Source organism: Kribbella qitaiheensis (assembly GCF_014217565.1).
GTDB lineage: Bacteria > Actinomycetota > Actinomycetes > Propionibacteriales > Kribbellaceae > Kribbella > Kribbella qitaiheensis_A.
Window position 1 is genome coordinate 238,051 of record NZ_CP043661.1, and the last position, 14,796, is coordinate 252,846.

A 14,796-nucleotide genomic window follows, 5' to 3' on the forward strand; every position below is an offset into this window, starting at 1 on the left:
ACTACCGGTATGACGAACCTGGGCATCGGCCTGATCGGGTACGCCTTCATGGGCGCCGCCCACTCGCAGGCCTGGCGGAACGCGCCGCGTTTCTTCGACCTGCCGCTGCACCCCGACCTGAACGTCCTGTGCGGTCGTAACGCGGAAGCGGTGCAAGCCGCCGCGACCAAGCTCGGCTGGACCGAGACGGAGACCGACTGGCGCAAGTTGCTCGGCCGCGACGACATCCAGCTGGTCGACGTCTGTACGCCGGGGGACAGCCACGCCGAGATCGCGATCGCCGCGCTCGAGGCCGGGAAGCACGTCCTCTGCGAGAAGCCGCTCGCCAACACGGTCGCCGAGGCCGAGGCGATGGCGGCCGCGGCGGCGAGGGCGTCCGCGCGGGGGATCAGGTCGATGGTCGGGTTCACCTACCGGCGCGTGCCCGCGATCGGGCTGGCCCGGAAGCTGGTTGCCGAGGGCAAGATCGGCACCATCCGGCACGTGCGCGCGCAGTACCTGCAGGACTGGATCGCCGATCCCGAGGCGCCGTTGTCCTGGCGACTGGACAAGGAGAAGGCCGGTTCGGGCGCGCTCGGCGACATCGGCGCGCACATCGTCGACCTGACGCAGTACATCACCGGCGACCGGATCACCGAGGTGAGCGGTCAGCTGGAGACCTTCGTGAAGGAACGTCCGGTCGCCGCGGAACACAGCGGCCTGGCCGGTACTGCGGGCGCCGAGCGCGGCCCGGTCACCGTCGACGACGCCGCGATCTTCCTGGCCCGGTTCGGCGAAGGGGCGCTCGGTGTCTTCGAGGCGACCCGCTTCGCGACCGGCCGGAAGAACGCGATCCGGATCGAGATCAACGGCAGTAGGGGCAGTCTGGCCTTCGATTTCGAGGACATGAACCTGCTGCACTACTACGACGCGACGGAGCCGGCCGATACAGCCGGCTTCCGCCGGATCCTCGCGACCGAGCCGGTCCACCCGTACGTCGCGGCCTGGTGGCCGCCCGGGCACCTGCTCGGGTACGAACACGGCTTCACCCATCAAGTGGTCGATCTGATCACCGCGATCGCCGAAGGTACCGACCCGTCCCCGTCGTTCGCCGACGGGCTGCAGGTGCAACGGGTGCTGGCGGCGGTCGAGGACAGCTCGGCCTCCCGACAATGGCAGGAGATTCCTGGATGAATTCATATACACCGACCAAGGACGACAAATTCTCGTTCGGACTGTGGACCGTGGGCTGGGAGGGCGTCGACGTCTTCGGTACCGCGGTCCGCGCCCCGCTCGACCCGGTGCTCGCGGTCGAGAAGCTGGCCGAGCTGGGCGCCGCCGCGATCTCGTTCCACGACGACGACCTGGTGCCTGACGACGCCAAGCGGCAGCAGACGCTGGAGCGCTTCACCAAGGCCCTCAGCGACACCGGCCTGGTGGTCGAGATGGCCACCACGAACCTGTTCGCCCACCCTGTCTTCAAGGACGGTGGCCTGACAGCCAACGACCGCGACGTACGCCGGTACGCGCTGGCGAAGGTCCTGCGAAACGTGGACCTGGCTGCCGAGCTCGGCGCGAAGACCTATGTGCTGTGGGGCGGCCGGGAAGGCGCCGAGTCAGGTGGCTCCAAGGACGTCCGGTCCGCGCTGGACCGGTACAAGGAGTCGATGGACCTGCTGACGGCGTACGTCCGCGAACAGGGCTACGACCTGCGGTTCGCGATCGAGCCGAAGCCGAACGAGCCCCGCGGCGACATCCTGCTGCCGACCATCGGGCACGCGATCTCTTTCATCAACGACCTCGCCGATCCAGACCTGGTCGGGATCAACCCCGAGGTTGGGCACGAGCAGATGGCCGGCCTGAACTACGCGCACGGCATCGCCCAGGCGCTGTGGCACGGCAAGCTGTTCCACATCGACCTCAACGGGCAGCACGGTCCGCGGTTCGACCAGGATCTGCGGTTCGGCGCCGGCAATCTCCGTGAGGCGTTCTGGACCGTCGACACCCTGCTCGGGTCCGAGGCCCGGCCGGGTTACGACGGCTATGTGCACTTCGACTACAAGCCGCCGCGCACCGAGGACCTGGACGGCGTCTGGGAGACGGCTCGCGGCTGCATGCGCAACTACCTGATCCTCCGCGAGAAGGTCCAGGCCTTCCGCGCCGATCCAGAAGTTGTGAAGGCGCTCACCGCGGCCCGGGTCACCGACCTCGCAGTACCGACTCTTGCCGACGGCGAAACGCTGGACGAGTTGCGCAAGGCGACTTATGACCCGGACGCACTGGCCGAACGTGGCCTCGGCTTCGAGTATCTCGACCAACTGGCGATGGACCACCTGCTCGGCGTTCGCTGAGCAGTTCTCCCGCGCAGGGCAGAGCACGGGAACCGCAGTAGCTGAACTGGCACTACCAGGGCCGAAAGATCCAGGGACCCGCCCTGGAACCCGCCCGGTGCTCCGGCACCGGGCACAGATGGAGCGCGCGCCTTATCCGACCCATGAGGAGCAACCCCATGATCCAGCTACGCCGGCACGGAACGCTCATCCGTGCCCTCGTGCTCGCCCTGATCGCCGCGTTGGCGATCCCCTTGTCAGCGACACTTCCCGCGCAGGCCCATCCCGGGCACGGGGACGAGACCTTCAACGCGCTGATCTTCAGCAAGACCGCCGGCTTCCGGCACGACGCGATCCCGGCCGGGATCCAGGCGATCAAGGACCTCGCCGCCGGCAACAACTTCACCGTCACCGCGACCGAGGACGCGGCGATGTTCAACGACACCGAGCTGGCGAAGTACGAGGTCGTCATCTGGCTGTCCACCACCGGTGACGTGCTGAACGCGGACCAGCAGGCGGCGTTCGAGCGCTACATCCGCAACGGCGGCGGCTATGCGGGCGTCCACTCGGCTTCGGACACGGAGTACGACTGGCCCTGGTACGGCAAGCTCGTCGGCGCGTACTTCGACAGCCACCCGGCCGGTACGCCGAACGCGACCGTGAAGGTCGAGGACCACGCGCACCCGTCCACCAAGGATCTGCCGACCACCTGGCCACGCACCGACGAGTGGTACAACTACCGGACCAATCCGCGCGGAGCAGTTCACGTGCTCGCGTCGCTCGACGAGTCGACGTACACGGGCGGGAACATGGGCGTCGAGCACCCGATCGCGTGGTGCCAGGACTACGACGGCGGCCGCGCCTGGTACACCGGCATGGGCCACACGATCGAGTCGTACTCCGATCCGGCGTTCCGCGAGCACCTGCTCGGCGGGATCAAGACGGCGGCGGGCGTGGAGCCGGCCGACTGTGGCGCCTCGCTGGATGCCGGCTACGAGAAGGTCACGCTGGACGACAACACCTCCAACCCGATGGAGCTGTCGATCGCCGATGACGGCCGGGTCTTCTATATCGACCGCAACGGCGCCGTGAAGATCGTCAAGACCAACGGCACCGTCGTCACCGCGGCCACCCTGGACGTCTACACCGGCCAGGAGTTCGGCCTGCTCGGGATCGCGCTCGACCCCGCGTTCGCCACCAACGGCTTCATCTATCTCTACTACTCGCCGACCGGATCCGATACCTACGACAAGGTGTCCAGATTCAAGCTCACCGGGGACACCCTCGATCTGGCCAGTGAGAAACAGGTCCTGCGGATCGACACCCAGCGCGAACAGTGTTGCCACGCGGGTGGCGCACTCGAGTTCGATGGCCAGGGCAACCTTTTCGTCGCCACCGGCGACAACAGCAACCCGTTCGACTCGGACGGCTACGCGCCGCTCGACGAGCGCGGCGGCCGCTCGGCCTGGGACTCCCAGCGCAGCGCGGCGAACAGCAACGTGCTGAACGGCAAGGTGCTCCGGATCCACCCGGAGGCGGACGGCACCTACACGGTCCCGTCGGGCAACCTGTTCGCGGCCGGTACGGCGAAGACCCGTCCCGAGATCTACGCGATGGGTTTCCGCAACCCGTTCCGGATCGGCATCGACCCGACCACCAACCACCTCTTCGTGGCCGACTACGGCCCGGACGCTGGTCAGTCCTCGCCGACTCGCGGCCCGGACGGCCGGGTGGAGTGGAACATCCTCGAGAAGCCCGGCTTCTACGGCTGGCCGTACTGCGTGGGCAACAACACGCCGTACAACGACTTCGACTTCGCCACCGGTACTTCGGGCGCCACGTTCAACTGCAACGCGCCGGTGAACAACTCGCCCAACAACACGGGCATCACCCAGCTGCCGGCCGCGATCCCCGCGACCATGTGGATGGGCAAGTCGAGTACCGGTGTACCGGAGGTCGGTGGCAGTGGCGCACCGATGACGAGTGGCGCGTACAAGTTCAACCCGGACAGCACCTCCGACCGGAAGTGGCCGGAGTACTTCGACGGCAAGGCCGTGTTCGCCGACTGGAACGACAGCCGGTTGTTCTCGGTGCAACTGAACGACGACCGGACCAAGGTCGCGGACGTCTCCCGGATGCTGCAGGGGATGAACTTCATCCGGCCGCATGCGTTGCAGTTCGGACCAGACGGTGCCTTGTACGTGATCGAGTGGGGGAGCGGGTTCGGTGGTAACAACGCTGACTCCGGCATCTACCGGATCGACTATGTACAGGGGAATCGGGCGCCGATAGCCCAGTTCACGACGGACAAGACCTCCGGCCCGGTGCCACTGGATGTCGCCTTCGACTCGGCCGGATCACGAGATCCGGACGGGCAGCCGATCACCCTTGCCTGGGACTTCGACGGTGATGGCACGACCGACAGCACCGAGGCGAAGCCGTCGCACATCTACACCACTCCTGGAGTGTTCACGGCCAGGCTGACCGTGACCGACAGCGATGGCCGGACGGCCGTCTCGAACAAGACGATCACGGCCGGCAACACCGCGCCGACGATCACGGTGGACGGCCCGGTCGACGGCGGGTTCTTCGACTTCGGCGACACGATCCACTACAAGGTGACCGTCACGGATCCCGAGGACGGCACGATCGACTGCAACGACGTGATCACCCAGCCGGGGCTCGGCCATGACGAGCACGCGCATCCGTACGAGCAGTACCACGGGTGCGAGGGGACCTTCCCGCTGCCGGGCGACGAGGGCCATGTCGGGGCGAACATCTTCGGCATCGTCACCGTCACGTACACCGACCAGGGCGCGCCGGGCTCGGGCCGGATCACCACGCAGAAGGTGATCCAGCTGCAGCCGAAGACGCGCGAGGCGGAGTTCTTCGACGAGACCGGTGGGCCGGGCGCGACTCCCGGCGTACAGGTCGAGGACACCGGCGACGTGGCCGGTGGCGGCAAGAACATCGGGTTCATCGAGGACGGCGACTGGTGGGGCTGGAAGCCGACCAACCTGACCGGGATCGACCAGATCCAGCTGCGCGCGGCCTCGCCCGATGCGGGTGCGACCGTGCAGGTACGGCAGGGTTCGCCGACGGACGGCCCCGTCATAGCGACCATCCAGGTCACGCCGACGGGTGCCTGGCAGACGTACGGCAACTTCACGGCACCGGTGAGTGGCGCGTCGTTGGCCAGTGGGCCGCTGTACTTCGTGAAGACGACGGGCCAGCTGAACGTCAACTGGGTGAAGTTCATCGGCAAGGGCGTGACCGAGAACGAGCGTCCGGCCGTCACTGTGACGGCCTCCACAGTCCAGGGACCTGCGCCGCTGAAGGTGGACTTCACGGCCGCGGCAACCGATCCCGAGGGTGACCTGCCACTGTCCTACGTCTGGAGCTTCGGCGACGGCGCCACGGCCACGGGCGCTTCCGTGAGCCACACCTACACGATTGCCGGCACCCACATGGCGACCGTGAAGGTGACTGACGCCCGCGGTGCCGCCGGTAGCGCGAGTGTCAGCGTCAAGGTGGACGCAACCGCTCCACCGACCTGCCTGACCGGCCGATCGGACGGCTTCGACGGTACGTCGGTCAACACGTCCCGCTGGAACTCGATTGTCAGAGGCAACCAGGAACTTGCCGTCAGCAACGGAAACCTGAATCTGCCGCTGACCGCGACGGACATCTACGGAACCGGCAACACCGGTACGCCGAACCTCGTGCTGCAGTCGCTCCCGGCAGGCGCCTGGCAGGCGACGACGAAGTTCACCTTGCCGGCCCGTCTCGCTTACCAGCAGGCCGGGTTGATCGTCTACGGCGACGACGACAACTACGCCAAGATGGTGATCCAGGGCCGGAACACCACCTCCTCGGCCGCGGACCGGGTCTTCCAATTCATTCGCGAGGAGAACGCGGTACCGAACGAGGTCGCGGCGTCGAACACGGCCAACCTCGGCGCGGACTACCCGGACACCGTCTGGGTGCGGTTCACCAGTGACGGTGTGAACCTGAAGGCGTCGTACAGCGCTGACGGTGCGACCTTCACGGAGATGTCGGAGACCAAGCAGCTGGCCGGGATCGCCAACCCGAAGATCGGTCTCTTCGGCCTGGCCAACCGGACCGAGGCATTGCCGATCACCGCGCAGTTCGACTACTTCACCATCACCCCGGACGACACCGCCGAGCAGCCCACACCGGATGACGAGTTCACCGGTACGACGCTCGACGCCTGCCGGTGGTCCGCGAGCGTGCGGCCCGACCCCACGGCGTACCGGGTGACCGGTGACAAACTCGAGATCGACACTGGCAAGGGCGACATCTACCAGGGCACGGCCACGAACCCGAAGAACCTGCTGCTGCAGCCGGCTCCCGACGGCAACTGGACGATCGAGACCAAGGTGGACGGGTCGGCCTTCGACGAGGCGTACCAGCAGGCGGGCCTGATGCTGTACGCCGATGACGCGAACTACGTGAAGTTCGACTTCCTTGCCAGCAACGCACCCGGTGGCACCGTCAGCCGGGGGATCGAGTTGCGCAGCGAGGTCGCGAACGCGATCGTCGAGCCGGCTCCGAACGCCTCACCGGCACCCACCCAGGGCGTCTGGTACCTGAGGCTGGCCAAGAGCGGGACGACCTTCACCGGCTCGTACTCCGCCGACGGCTTCGCCTGGACCGCCTTGCCGGCCGTGACGAACACGGCCGTCGGATCGGCCAAGTTCGGGATCTACGCCTTCGGTGTGGATCAGGTCGCGTCGAAGACGGCGAAGTTCGACTACTTCAAGCTGGTCAAGGACACGGTGGCGCCGCAGGTCAATCTGTCGCTGAACCCGGGCACGCCGTCCGGTCTCGGCGGCTGGTGGAACGACGCGGTGGTCGCCACGGCGATGGGTACGGACGATCAGCCCGGTCAGGTCTACCTGGAACGGAAGATCGACGACGGGGACTGGGCCGAGTACACGGCTCCGATCACCGTGTCGGCCGAGGGCACGCACACCGTGCAGGTCCGGGCGAGTGACACCGCCGGGAACGTCTCGCCGGCGGAGTCCGTGACGGTCAAGCTCGATCGGAGCGCGCCGAAGGCGACCGTCACCGGGATGACCAGTGGCGGGACGCTCGGGGTGGCCTCCGTGGCGACAGTGGCCGCGACCGCGACGGACGCGTTGTCCGGAGTGGCCTCGGTAGCGCTGACCGTGGACGGGAAGCCCGTCCCCGCGGGCGGAAAGCTGGACGGCGTGGCACTCGGGCTCGGCGCTCACGTGCTCGCCGTCACGACGAAGGACAAGGCCGGCAACACCGCGGTGACCAACGTTCCGTTCACGGTCACCGTGTCGTACGCCGAAGCCACCAAGCTGGTCGAGCGGTACCGGGTCGCCAAGACGTTGCCATCGGCAACAGCGACGATCCTCAAGGTGCAGCTCGCCCGGGCCGAACAGCAGCAGACCCGGGGCCATCGGGCCGTGGCGATCGTCGCCATGAACCTGTTCCTGGCCCAGGCGGCGACGGTCAGCGACGTACCTGCCCGGACGCTGCTGACAGCTGTGGGTCAGGACCTGTTGGCGAGGATCTGACCCGATGACCGTCGCCGTGCGAAACCGCATCCTGTCCGACGCGGAGAGGCGTACAGGAGCTCTCGACGGACCGGAGTGGTTCGGCCCCGCTCCGGACCCCGGGAGAGCGGTTTCGCACGGTCGGCGGGGGACCGGCTCGTCCGGTCCTCGTCCCCGGCGCCGGGGCCTGCGCTCCGGTCGCGGCGCCGGGGACACCCGAACACCCGAAGACGAGAAGGAGTAGACGTCATGGCACGACCGATCACCCTGTTCACGGGCCAGTGGGCCGACCTGCCGTTCGAGGAGGTGGCCCGGCTGGCGTCCGAATGGGGCTACGAAGGCCTGGAGATCGCCTGCTGGGGTGATCATCTGGACGTCCGGAAGGCGGCCGAGGACGAGTCGTACGTCCGGAACCGGCTGGACATCCTGGCGAAGTACAACCTGAAGGTCTGGACGATCTCCAACCACCTGCTCGGCCAGGCGGTCTGCGACGACCCGATCGACCAGCGGCACCAGGCGATCCTGCCCGCGCACATCTGGGGCGACGGGGACGCCGAGGGCGTTCGGCAGCGGGCCGCCGAGGAGATGGCCACGACCGCACGGGCCGCCCGGGCGCTCGGGGTGGATGTCGTCGTCGGCTTCACCGGATCGTCGATCTGGAAGACGGTGGCGATGTTCCCGCCGGTACCGCAGTCGATGGTCGACGCCGGCTACCAGGACTTCGCCGATCGGTGGAACCCGATCCTGGACGTCTTCGACGAGGTCGGCGTCCGGTTCGCGCACGAGGTGCACCCGTCGGAGATCGCGTACGACTACTGGTCGACGACCGCCACGCTGGCGGCGATCGGGCACCGCGAGGCCTTCGGCCTGAACTGGGACCCCAGCCATTTCGTCTGGCAGGACCTCGACCCGGTCGGCTTCCTCTGGGACTTCAAGGACCGGATCTACCACGTCGACTGCAAGGACGCGAAGCGTCAGGTCGGCAACGGCCGCAACGGCCGGATGGGCTCGCACCTGGCCTGGGGCGACCCGCGGCGCGGCTGGGACTTCGTCTCCACCGGCCACGGCGACGTCCCGTGGGAGGCGTGTTTCCGGATGCTCAACACGATCGGCTACACCGGCCCGATCTCGGTCGAGTGGGAAGACGCCGGCATGGACCGCCTGGTCGGTGCGGCCGAGGCCCTGCAGTTCGTCAAGACCCTCGCCTTCGACCCGCCGACCGCGTCCTTCGACGCGGCGTTCTCCTCCTGAGCCGAGCTGAGTCGAGTTGAGTGCCTGTGGTGCTGGACCCTGCTCAAGCCCAGCACCACAGGACATCTCGTACTACGGCCGCCCGGGCAGCCGGTAGTTGTCGCCGAGGACCTGACCCCGGTCGGGCTTGTAGAGGTCGAAGCCACGCGAGTTGCACTGCAGGCCACCGTTGATGCAGTGGCTCACCAGCGCCGCCAGCGTTTGCGGGTCCCAGGCGTTGAAGAAGTCGTAGTGCCAGGAGTACCCGCGCCCGCTGGCCAGATGGATCTGGCTCTCGTCGCCGTCAGCGGGGAACGCGATCTTGAACTCGAGCATCGGCAGCGCGACCGGGTGGTCGGCCGGACAGACGAGGTTGACCGGGTAGGCCATGTGGCTCTTGTGATCGGCGGAGTCCAGGTGGACACCGTCCCAGCAACTCGGCGCCTGGTAGCGGACGTTCAGCTGGGTCCCGGCCGGGCAGTTCGCCGGGAAGTCCCAGTTGTGCGTGGTGTTGCCGCACTCCCAGCCCTCGACGGCACCGGGTGCGGTCCGGAACTGTTCCTGGGTCGCGGCCGGGCTGCCGACGACGAACCGGATGCCTGGCGGGAACGGACGGACGTCCTGGTACCGCAGGATGCCCGACTTGTAGTAGATGGTCTGCGCCCAGGTCTGGATGATCGGCTGGTCGCCCCGGAACATGGTCGGCCACCAGTACGCCGAGTTGTCGTCCGGATTGAGGCAGGTGTTCGTGTACGGTCCGGTCGCGGTCAGCGACTCGAACGTGGTCGCTGCGTTCGTGCTGGTGTTGCCCACGAAGCTGTGTTCGTGGGAGGCGCCCGGCATGTTCGGGAACACGATCGGGTCGTTGGTCGCGCGGTGATGGACCGTGCAGTTCACCTGGAACTCATGGTGCGTGACCAGGTTGTCGGCCTGGGCGGAGTTACCGGTCGCGGCTGTCAGCAGCGCGGCCAGGGTGAGGGCGGCGATGCCGCCGGCGGACAGGACTTTCTTCCTTTTCTTGAACACGGAGCTCCTCCTGTCGAGGGATTCCGCGGGGCGGCGGCCATCTTCTTTCGACTACAGCGGCTGGCCCGCGGTGGGACACATCGCGGGAGAGCGCTCTCTGGAACAGCCTCATCCCGGCCCTGCCCGGTGTCAAGAGCGCCCCGGTTCCGGAACCGGCTGAGCGTGACGAGGCGTTGACAAGGAGGCAACGCAGCCGTAACCATCAGCTCACGAGAGAGCGCTCTCTGATCTCTCGGCCACCGGCAACCCACCCCTGTCCCGTGCCGGTCGCTGTGCCGAACCGCCCCTCATGCACACAGCGAGGAGTACCCCGATGAATTTCCTGATAAGACACGCCCGGCTGCAGCCCCGAAGTCGCAGACGTCGTGTCCGTTCGGCGATCGCGGCCACGGTCGCGGCCGCCACCGTCCTGCTCGGCAACGTCGTCCTGGCCGGACCCGCCCAGGCCGCAACCCTGCTCTCACAGGGCAAACCGGTGACTTCCTCCGCCGACGAAGGCGCCGGTACGCCGGCCTCCGCGGCAGTGGACGGCAATCTGAACACGCGCTGGTCGACGCCCTTCAGCGATCCCCAGTGGCTCCAGGTCGACCTCGGCGCGTCCGCGGACGTGAGTCAGATCGTGCTGCGCTGGGAGGCGGCGTACGCCACGGCTTACCGGATCGAGGTGTCGAGCAACGCCCAGAACTGGAACCCGATCTACAGCACCACCACCGGCCACGGAGGTACGGAGACGCTCAACGTGACCGGCAACGGTCGCTATGTGCGCTTCTACGGCACTCAGCGCGTCGGCGGCTACGGCTATTCGCTGTGGGAGTTCGAAGTCCACGGCACTCCCGGTGGCAGCGGACCGCCTCCGGGCACCGGCACCGTGCGGGTCGCGGGCAGTCAGGGCAACTGGCAGCTGCTGGTGAACAACGCGCCCTTCACGATCAAGGGCCTCACCTGGGGTCCGCCGGCGAACGAGGCGGCCCAGCGCCTGCCCGACCTGAAGTCGATCGGCGTCAACACCGTCCGCACCTGGGGGACGGACGCGGGTTCCAAGCCGCTCTTCGATGCCGCGGCTGCGAACGGCATGCGCGTGATCGCCGGCTACTGGCTCCAGCCTGGTGGTGGACCCGGTAGCGGTGGCTGCGTCAACTACGTCACCGACGCGACGTACAAGGCCAACATGCTGGCCGAGATCCGGCGCTGGACCACGGAGTACAAGGACAACCAGGGTGTGCTGCTCTGGAACGTCGGCAACGAGTCGGTGCTCGGCATGCAGAACTGCTTCTCCGGCACCGAGCTGGAGAACCAGCGCATCGCGTATGCCAAGTTCGTCAACGACGCGACCAAGGCGATCCACGCGATCGACCCGAACCACCCGGTCACCTCGACCGACGCCTGGACCGGCGCATGGCCGTACTTCAAGCAGTACACGCCTGACCTCGACCTGCTCGCAGTGAACTCGTACGGGCACATCTGCGATGTCAAGCAGGACTGGATCAACGGCGGCTACACCAAGCCGTACATCGTCACCGAGGCCGGGCCGGCTGGTGAGTGGGAGGTCCCGAACGACGCCAACGGAGTACCGAACGAGCCTACGGACCTCCAGAAGCGCAATGGCTACCTGCAGGCCTGGAACTGCATCACCGGGCACGCGGGTGTCGCACTCGGCGCCACGCTGTTCCACTACGGCACCGAGAACGACTTCGGGGCTGTCTGGTTCAACCTCACGCCGGCCGGCGAGAAGCGGCTGTCGTGGTACGCCGTACGGCAGGCCTTCGGTGGTCAGCAGGGCGGCAACACGGCACCGGTGATCAACAACATGACGCTGAGCCGTACTACGGACGTCCCGGCCGGCGGCACCATCTCGGTGAACGTCAACGTGACCGACCCTGACGGGGACGCGTTGACGCACGAGTTCAAGGTGGGCGGCAAGTACATCGACGGCAGCGGTGCCCTGGTGGGTACGCCGTCCAGTGGCAACGGGCCGTTCACGGTCACCGTGCCGCAGCGGCTCGGGGTGTGGAAGCTGTACGACTACGTCCGTGACGGTCACGGCAACGTGGGGATCGAGACCCGGTCGTTCCGGGTCGTTGCCCCTCCGGTCGAGGGCACCAATATCGCCCGGGGCAAGACGGTGACGGCCTCGTCGTACCAGCAGGTCGGCAATGGCGCGCCGTACCCGCCGTCGAACGTGACGGACGGGAACAACACCACCCGGTGGGCCAGCGACTGGTCGGATCCGCAGTGGATCCAGGTGGATCTGGGGTCGGTGCAGTCGTTCGACCGGGTCCAGCTGATCTGGGAAGGCGCGTTCGCGCGGTCGTACCGGATCGAGGCCTCCGACGACGGCAACAACTGGCGGCAGGTCTACACCACCGCGGACGGGAACGGTGACGTCGACGATCTCGCGCTGACCGGATCGGGGCGGTACGTCCGGCTGACCGGGACCCAGCGCGGGACCGGCTTCGGCTACTCGCTCTACGAATTCGGGATCTACCGGCGCTGAAATGGGCCAGGGCCCGGCGGTCGTGGCAGCGGCCGCCGGGCCTGTGGACAAACGACAGGGGAGACGGTGTTGTCAGAGATACGATCCGGTGCCATGAGCACGAAGCCTGCGAATCGCGAGCCCACCTTGGAAGATGTCGCCTCGGTGGCCGGCGTTTCGCGCGCGACCGCGTCCCGGGTCATCAACGGCAGCGACAAGGTCAACGCCCAGATGATCCGGAAGGTGCGGCAGGCCGTCGAAACGACCGGCTACACGCCGAACAAGGCAGCCCGGACGCTGGTGAACGGCAAGACCGGCTCGATCGCGCTGGTGCTGTCCGGGTCGGACGGCTCGGCCGAGCAGGTGTTCGGCGATCCGTTCTTCGGGCGGATCGCCGGTGGGGTGGTCAAACACCTCAGTAATGAAGGGATCCATCCTTCGATGGTGCTGGCCGATTCCGACGAGGCGCGCGCCAAGGCTGTTGCCTAAGTACGCCGGGGTGGTGCCGACGGCGCGCTGCTGGTCTCGACGCATGCGGACGATCCGCTGCCCGGGTTGTTCGTTGCCGAGGGACTGCCTGCGGTGCTGTTCGCCAGGCCGGGTCGGCCGACGCCGATCAGCTTCGTGGATCTGGATCATGACAAGGGTGCCGCGCTGGCGGCCGAGCGGCTGGTCGACCGGGGTTGCCGGAAGATCGCCACCATCTCCGGGCCGCCGGCGGTGCTGGCGGCGCAGGACCGTGAGAAGGGGTTCCGGCAGGCGATGGCCCAGCACGGGTGGCCTTACATACCGGTTGCTGTCGGCAACTTCACCCGGGAGAGCGGCGAGCTCGCGATGAGGCGACTGCTGCGCGACCACCCCGACCTGGACGGTGTCTTCGTCGCCAACGACCTGATGGCCGAAGGGGCACTCCAGGTACTCCACGACCACGGCCGCCGGGTCCCCGACGACGTCGCGGTGATCGGCTTCGACGACAGCCTCCCGGCCCGCCAGTCCGAACCAGGCCTCACCACGATCGCCCAGCCCCTCGAGAAGATGTCCGCCGAAATGGCCCGCCTCCTGCTGGCCCGAATAGCGGACCCCACCATTCAACCCACCTCGGTCATCTTCGCTCCCCAGCTGGTAGTCCGAGAGTCCGCCTGAGTCCCGTGCGAAGCCGAGCAGGTGCGAGCAGCTGAGCCCAGGCGCCCGGGCAAGACGGCCGGATCAAGCGGCCGGGCCAGGCGGCCGGGCCAGGCGGCCGGATCAAGCGGCCGGGCCAGGCGGCCGGATCAGGCCGCCCGGTTCAGCCCATCGGGCCAGGGATCAGAGTCACGCGGCAGGGTCGGGGATGAGGGTTGCGGACTGGGTGGTGATCCAGGGGAGGTCGGCTTGGCGGGACCAGCGGTTGACCTCGGTGGCGAGCGCGGCTGCGCCGAGTGCGTTGCCTTCGTCGCGGGTGAGCACGGCGAGCAGGGTCTGCTGGGCGAGGGCTCCGAGGAGGTGACCGATCTGCTGGCGAAGTTCGGTGGAGCGTTCCCAGTGCGCGCGGGCCAGCTTCAGGTCGCCGGCTGTGTGGGCGTGGTCGCCGAGATGTCTTAGCGCCAACGAGATCACCATCTTGTCACCGGAACTCTTGCCGAGCTCGAAGGCGGCCGTGTAGTGCGCGAATGCCTCGTCGGGCAGCACTTGAAGGTTGTCCGCGATCACGCCCGCATAGAACGCCGCATGCCCGGCACGAGCCTCATCAGGCGCAGTCGCCTGCAGTGCTTCAGCTTGCAGCCCCAACTCCTTGCCCAACTCGGCAGCGCCCTGTTCGGCGCCCGGCTCCTCGCCCTCGGCGCCCGGCCCCTCGCCGTCGGCGCCCGGCCCCTCGCCGTCGGCGATCGTGTGCTCGCGGGCGAGCGCCTTTCCGTAGGTCTTGCGGAGCGTGAGCATGGCGAGGTCCCAGCGGTGGATCTCGTCGGGGGACTCGGTGAGTGCTTTTTCGAAGAGCTCCAGGGCGGGTGCTGCGGTGTCCACCACCTGGGCGAAGTCCTGGTCGACGGCGACCTCGGCCCGCGCGGCGGCCAAGGCCAGCTTCTCGGCGGAATCGGCCGGGGTAACGGCTTCGAGGAGGTGGGTGGCGTCGGCCCAGCGGCCGGATCGCATCAGGGTGGCGGCGGAGCGGAGGACGGCGGAGAGCGCGATCTGGGTCATCTCGGCAGAGTATTTTGATGTCGAAAGGTTT

9 protein-coding genes are annotated in these 14,796 nt (G+C 67.7%); 7 read left to right on the forward strand and 2 right to left on the reverse strand.

Going from position 1 to position 14,796, the window contains the following annotated elements:
* The first annotated feature begins 9 nt into the window (after positions 1-9).
* The 4 genes from F1D05_RS01075 to F1D05_RS01090 all read left to right on the forward strand — a co-directional run bounded on the left by F1D05_RS01075 (position 10) and on the right by F1D05_RS01090 (position 9,109).
* A complete protein-coding gene (locus F1D05_RS01075) occupies positions 10-1,173 on the forward strand; it encodes a Gfo/Idh/MocA family protein (protein ID WP_185445403.1) in 1,164 nt (387 codons plus the stop codon).
* The gene (gene xylA, locus F1D05_RS01080; RefSeq protein ID WP_185445405.1) at positions 1,170-2,330 is read left to right on the forward strand and encodes a xylose isomerase; all 1,161 of its coding nucleotides are present in this window, start codon (positions 1,170-1,172) and stop codon (positions 2,328-2,330) included. Before F1D05_RS01075 ends, xylA begins: the two co-directional genes overlap by 4 nt.
* Positions 2,331-2,488: 158 nt before the next feature.
* A complete protein-coding gene (locus F1D05_RS01085) occupies positions 2,489-7,879 on the forward strand; it encodes a ThuA domain-containing protein (protein WP_185445407.1) in 5,391 nt (1,796 codons plus the stop codon).
* 228 nt (positions 7,880-8,107) lie between these two features.
* A complete protein-coding gene (locus F1D05_RS01090) occupies positions 8,108-9,109 on the forward strand; it encodes a sugar phosphate isomerase/epimerase family protein (RefSeq protein WP_185445408.1) in 1,002 nt (333 codons plus the stop codon).
* Positions 9,110-9,181: 72 nt separating this feature from the next.
* Here the strand turns inward: F1D05_RS01090 and F1D05_RS01095 are convergent, their stop codons facing one another.
* Positions 9,182-10,114, reverse strand: a complete 933-nt coding sequence (locus F1D05_RS01095) for a DUF1996 domain-containing protein (protein WP_185445410.1) — start codon at positions 10,112-10,114, stop codon at positions 9,182-9,184.
* A gap of 313 nt (positions 10,115-10,427) precedes the next feature.
* Here F1D05_RS01095 and F1D05_RS01100 point away from each other — a divergent pair, with 313 nt between their 5' ends.
* From F1D05_RS01100 to F1D05_RS39540, 3 genes are all read left to right on the forward strand, one after another.
* A complete protein-coding gene (locus F1D05_RS01100; protein WP_185445412.1) occupies positions 10,428-12,608 on the forward strand; it encodes a discoidin domain-containing protein in 2,181 nt (726 codons plus the stop codon).
* Between the two features lie 93 nt (positions 12,609-12,701).
* On the forward strand, positions 12,702-13,076 hold the full coding sequence (locus tag F1D05_RS39535) for a LacI family DNA-binding transcriptional regulator (protein ID WP_246486350.1): 375 nt from the start codon (positions 12,702-12,704) through the stop codon (positions 13,074-13,076).
* Positions 13,077-13,142: 66 nt separating this feature from the next.
* Positions 13,143-13,730: a LacI family DNA-binding transcriptional regulator gene (locus tag F1D05_RS39540; protein WP_246486351.1), complete on the forward strand. Its 588-nt coding sequence runs from the start codon at positions 13,143-13,145 to the stop codon at positions 13,728-13,730.
* A gap of 168 nt (positions 13,731-13,898) precedes the next feature.
* Here the strand turns inward: F1D05_RS39540 and F1D05_RS01110 are convergent, their stop codons facing one another.
* The gene (locus F1D05_RS01110) at positions 13,899-14,765 is read right to left on the reverse strand and encodes a hypothetical protein (RefSeq protein ID WP_185445414.1); all 867 of its coding nucleotides are present in this window, start codon (positions 14,763-14,765) and stop codon (positions 13,899-13,901) included.
* Positions 14,766-14,796: the final 31 nt, after the last annotated feature.

Bases quoted from the DNA above. Each gene is read 5' to 3' on its own strand.
- F1D05_RS01075 (WP_185445403.1), top strand. From the start codon at position 10: ATGACGAACCTGGGCATCGGCCTGATCGGGTACGCCTTCATGGGCGCC.
- xylA (WP_185445405.1), top strand. From the start codon at position 1,170: ATGAATTCATATACACCGACCAAGGACGACAAATTCTCGTTCGGACTG.
- F1D05_RS01085 (WP_185445407.1), top strand. From the start codon at position 2,489: ATGATCCAGCTACGCCGGCACGGAACGCTCATCCGTGCCCTCGTGCTC.
- F1D05_RS01090 (WP_185445408.1), top strand. From the start codon at position 8,108: ATGGCACGACCGATCACCCTGTTCACGGGCCAGTGGGCCGACCTGCCG.
- F1D05_RS01100 (WP_185445412.1), top strand. From the start codon at position 10,428: ATGAATTTCCTGATAAGACACGCCCGGCTGCAGCCCCGAAGTCGCAGA.
- F1D05_RS39535 (WP_246486350.1), top strand. From the start codon at position 12,702: ATGAGCACGAAGCCTGCGAATCGCGAGCCCACCTTGGAAGATGTCGCC.
- F1D05_RS01110 (WP_185445414.1), bottom strand. From the start codon at position 14,765: ATGACCCAGATCGCGCTCTCCGCCGTCCTCCGCTCCGCCGCCACCCTG.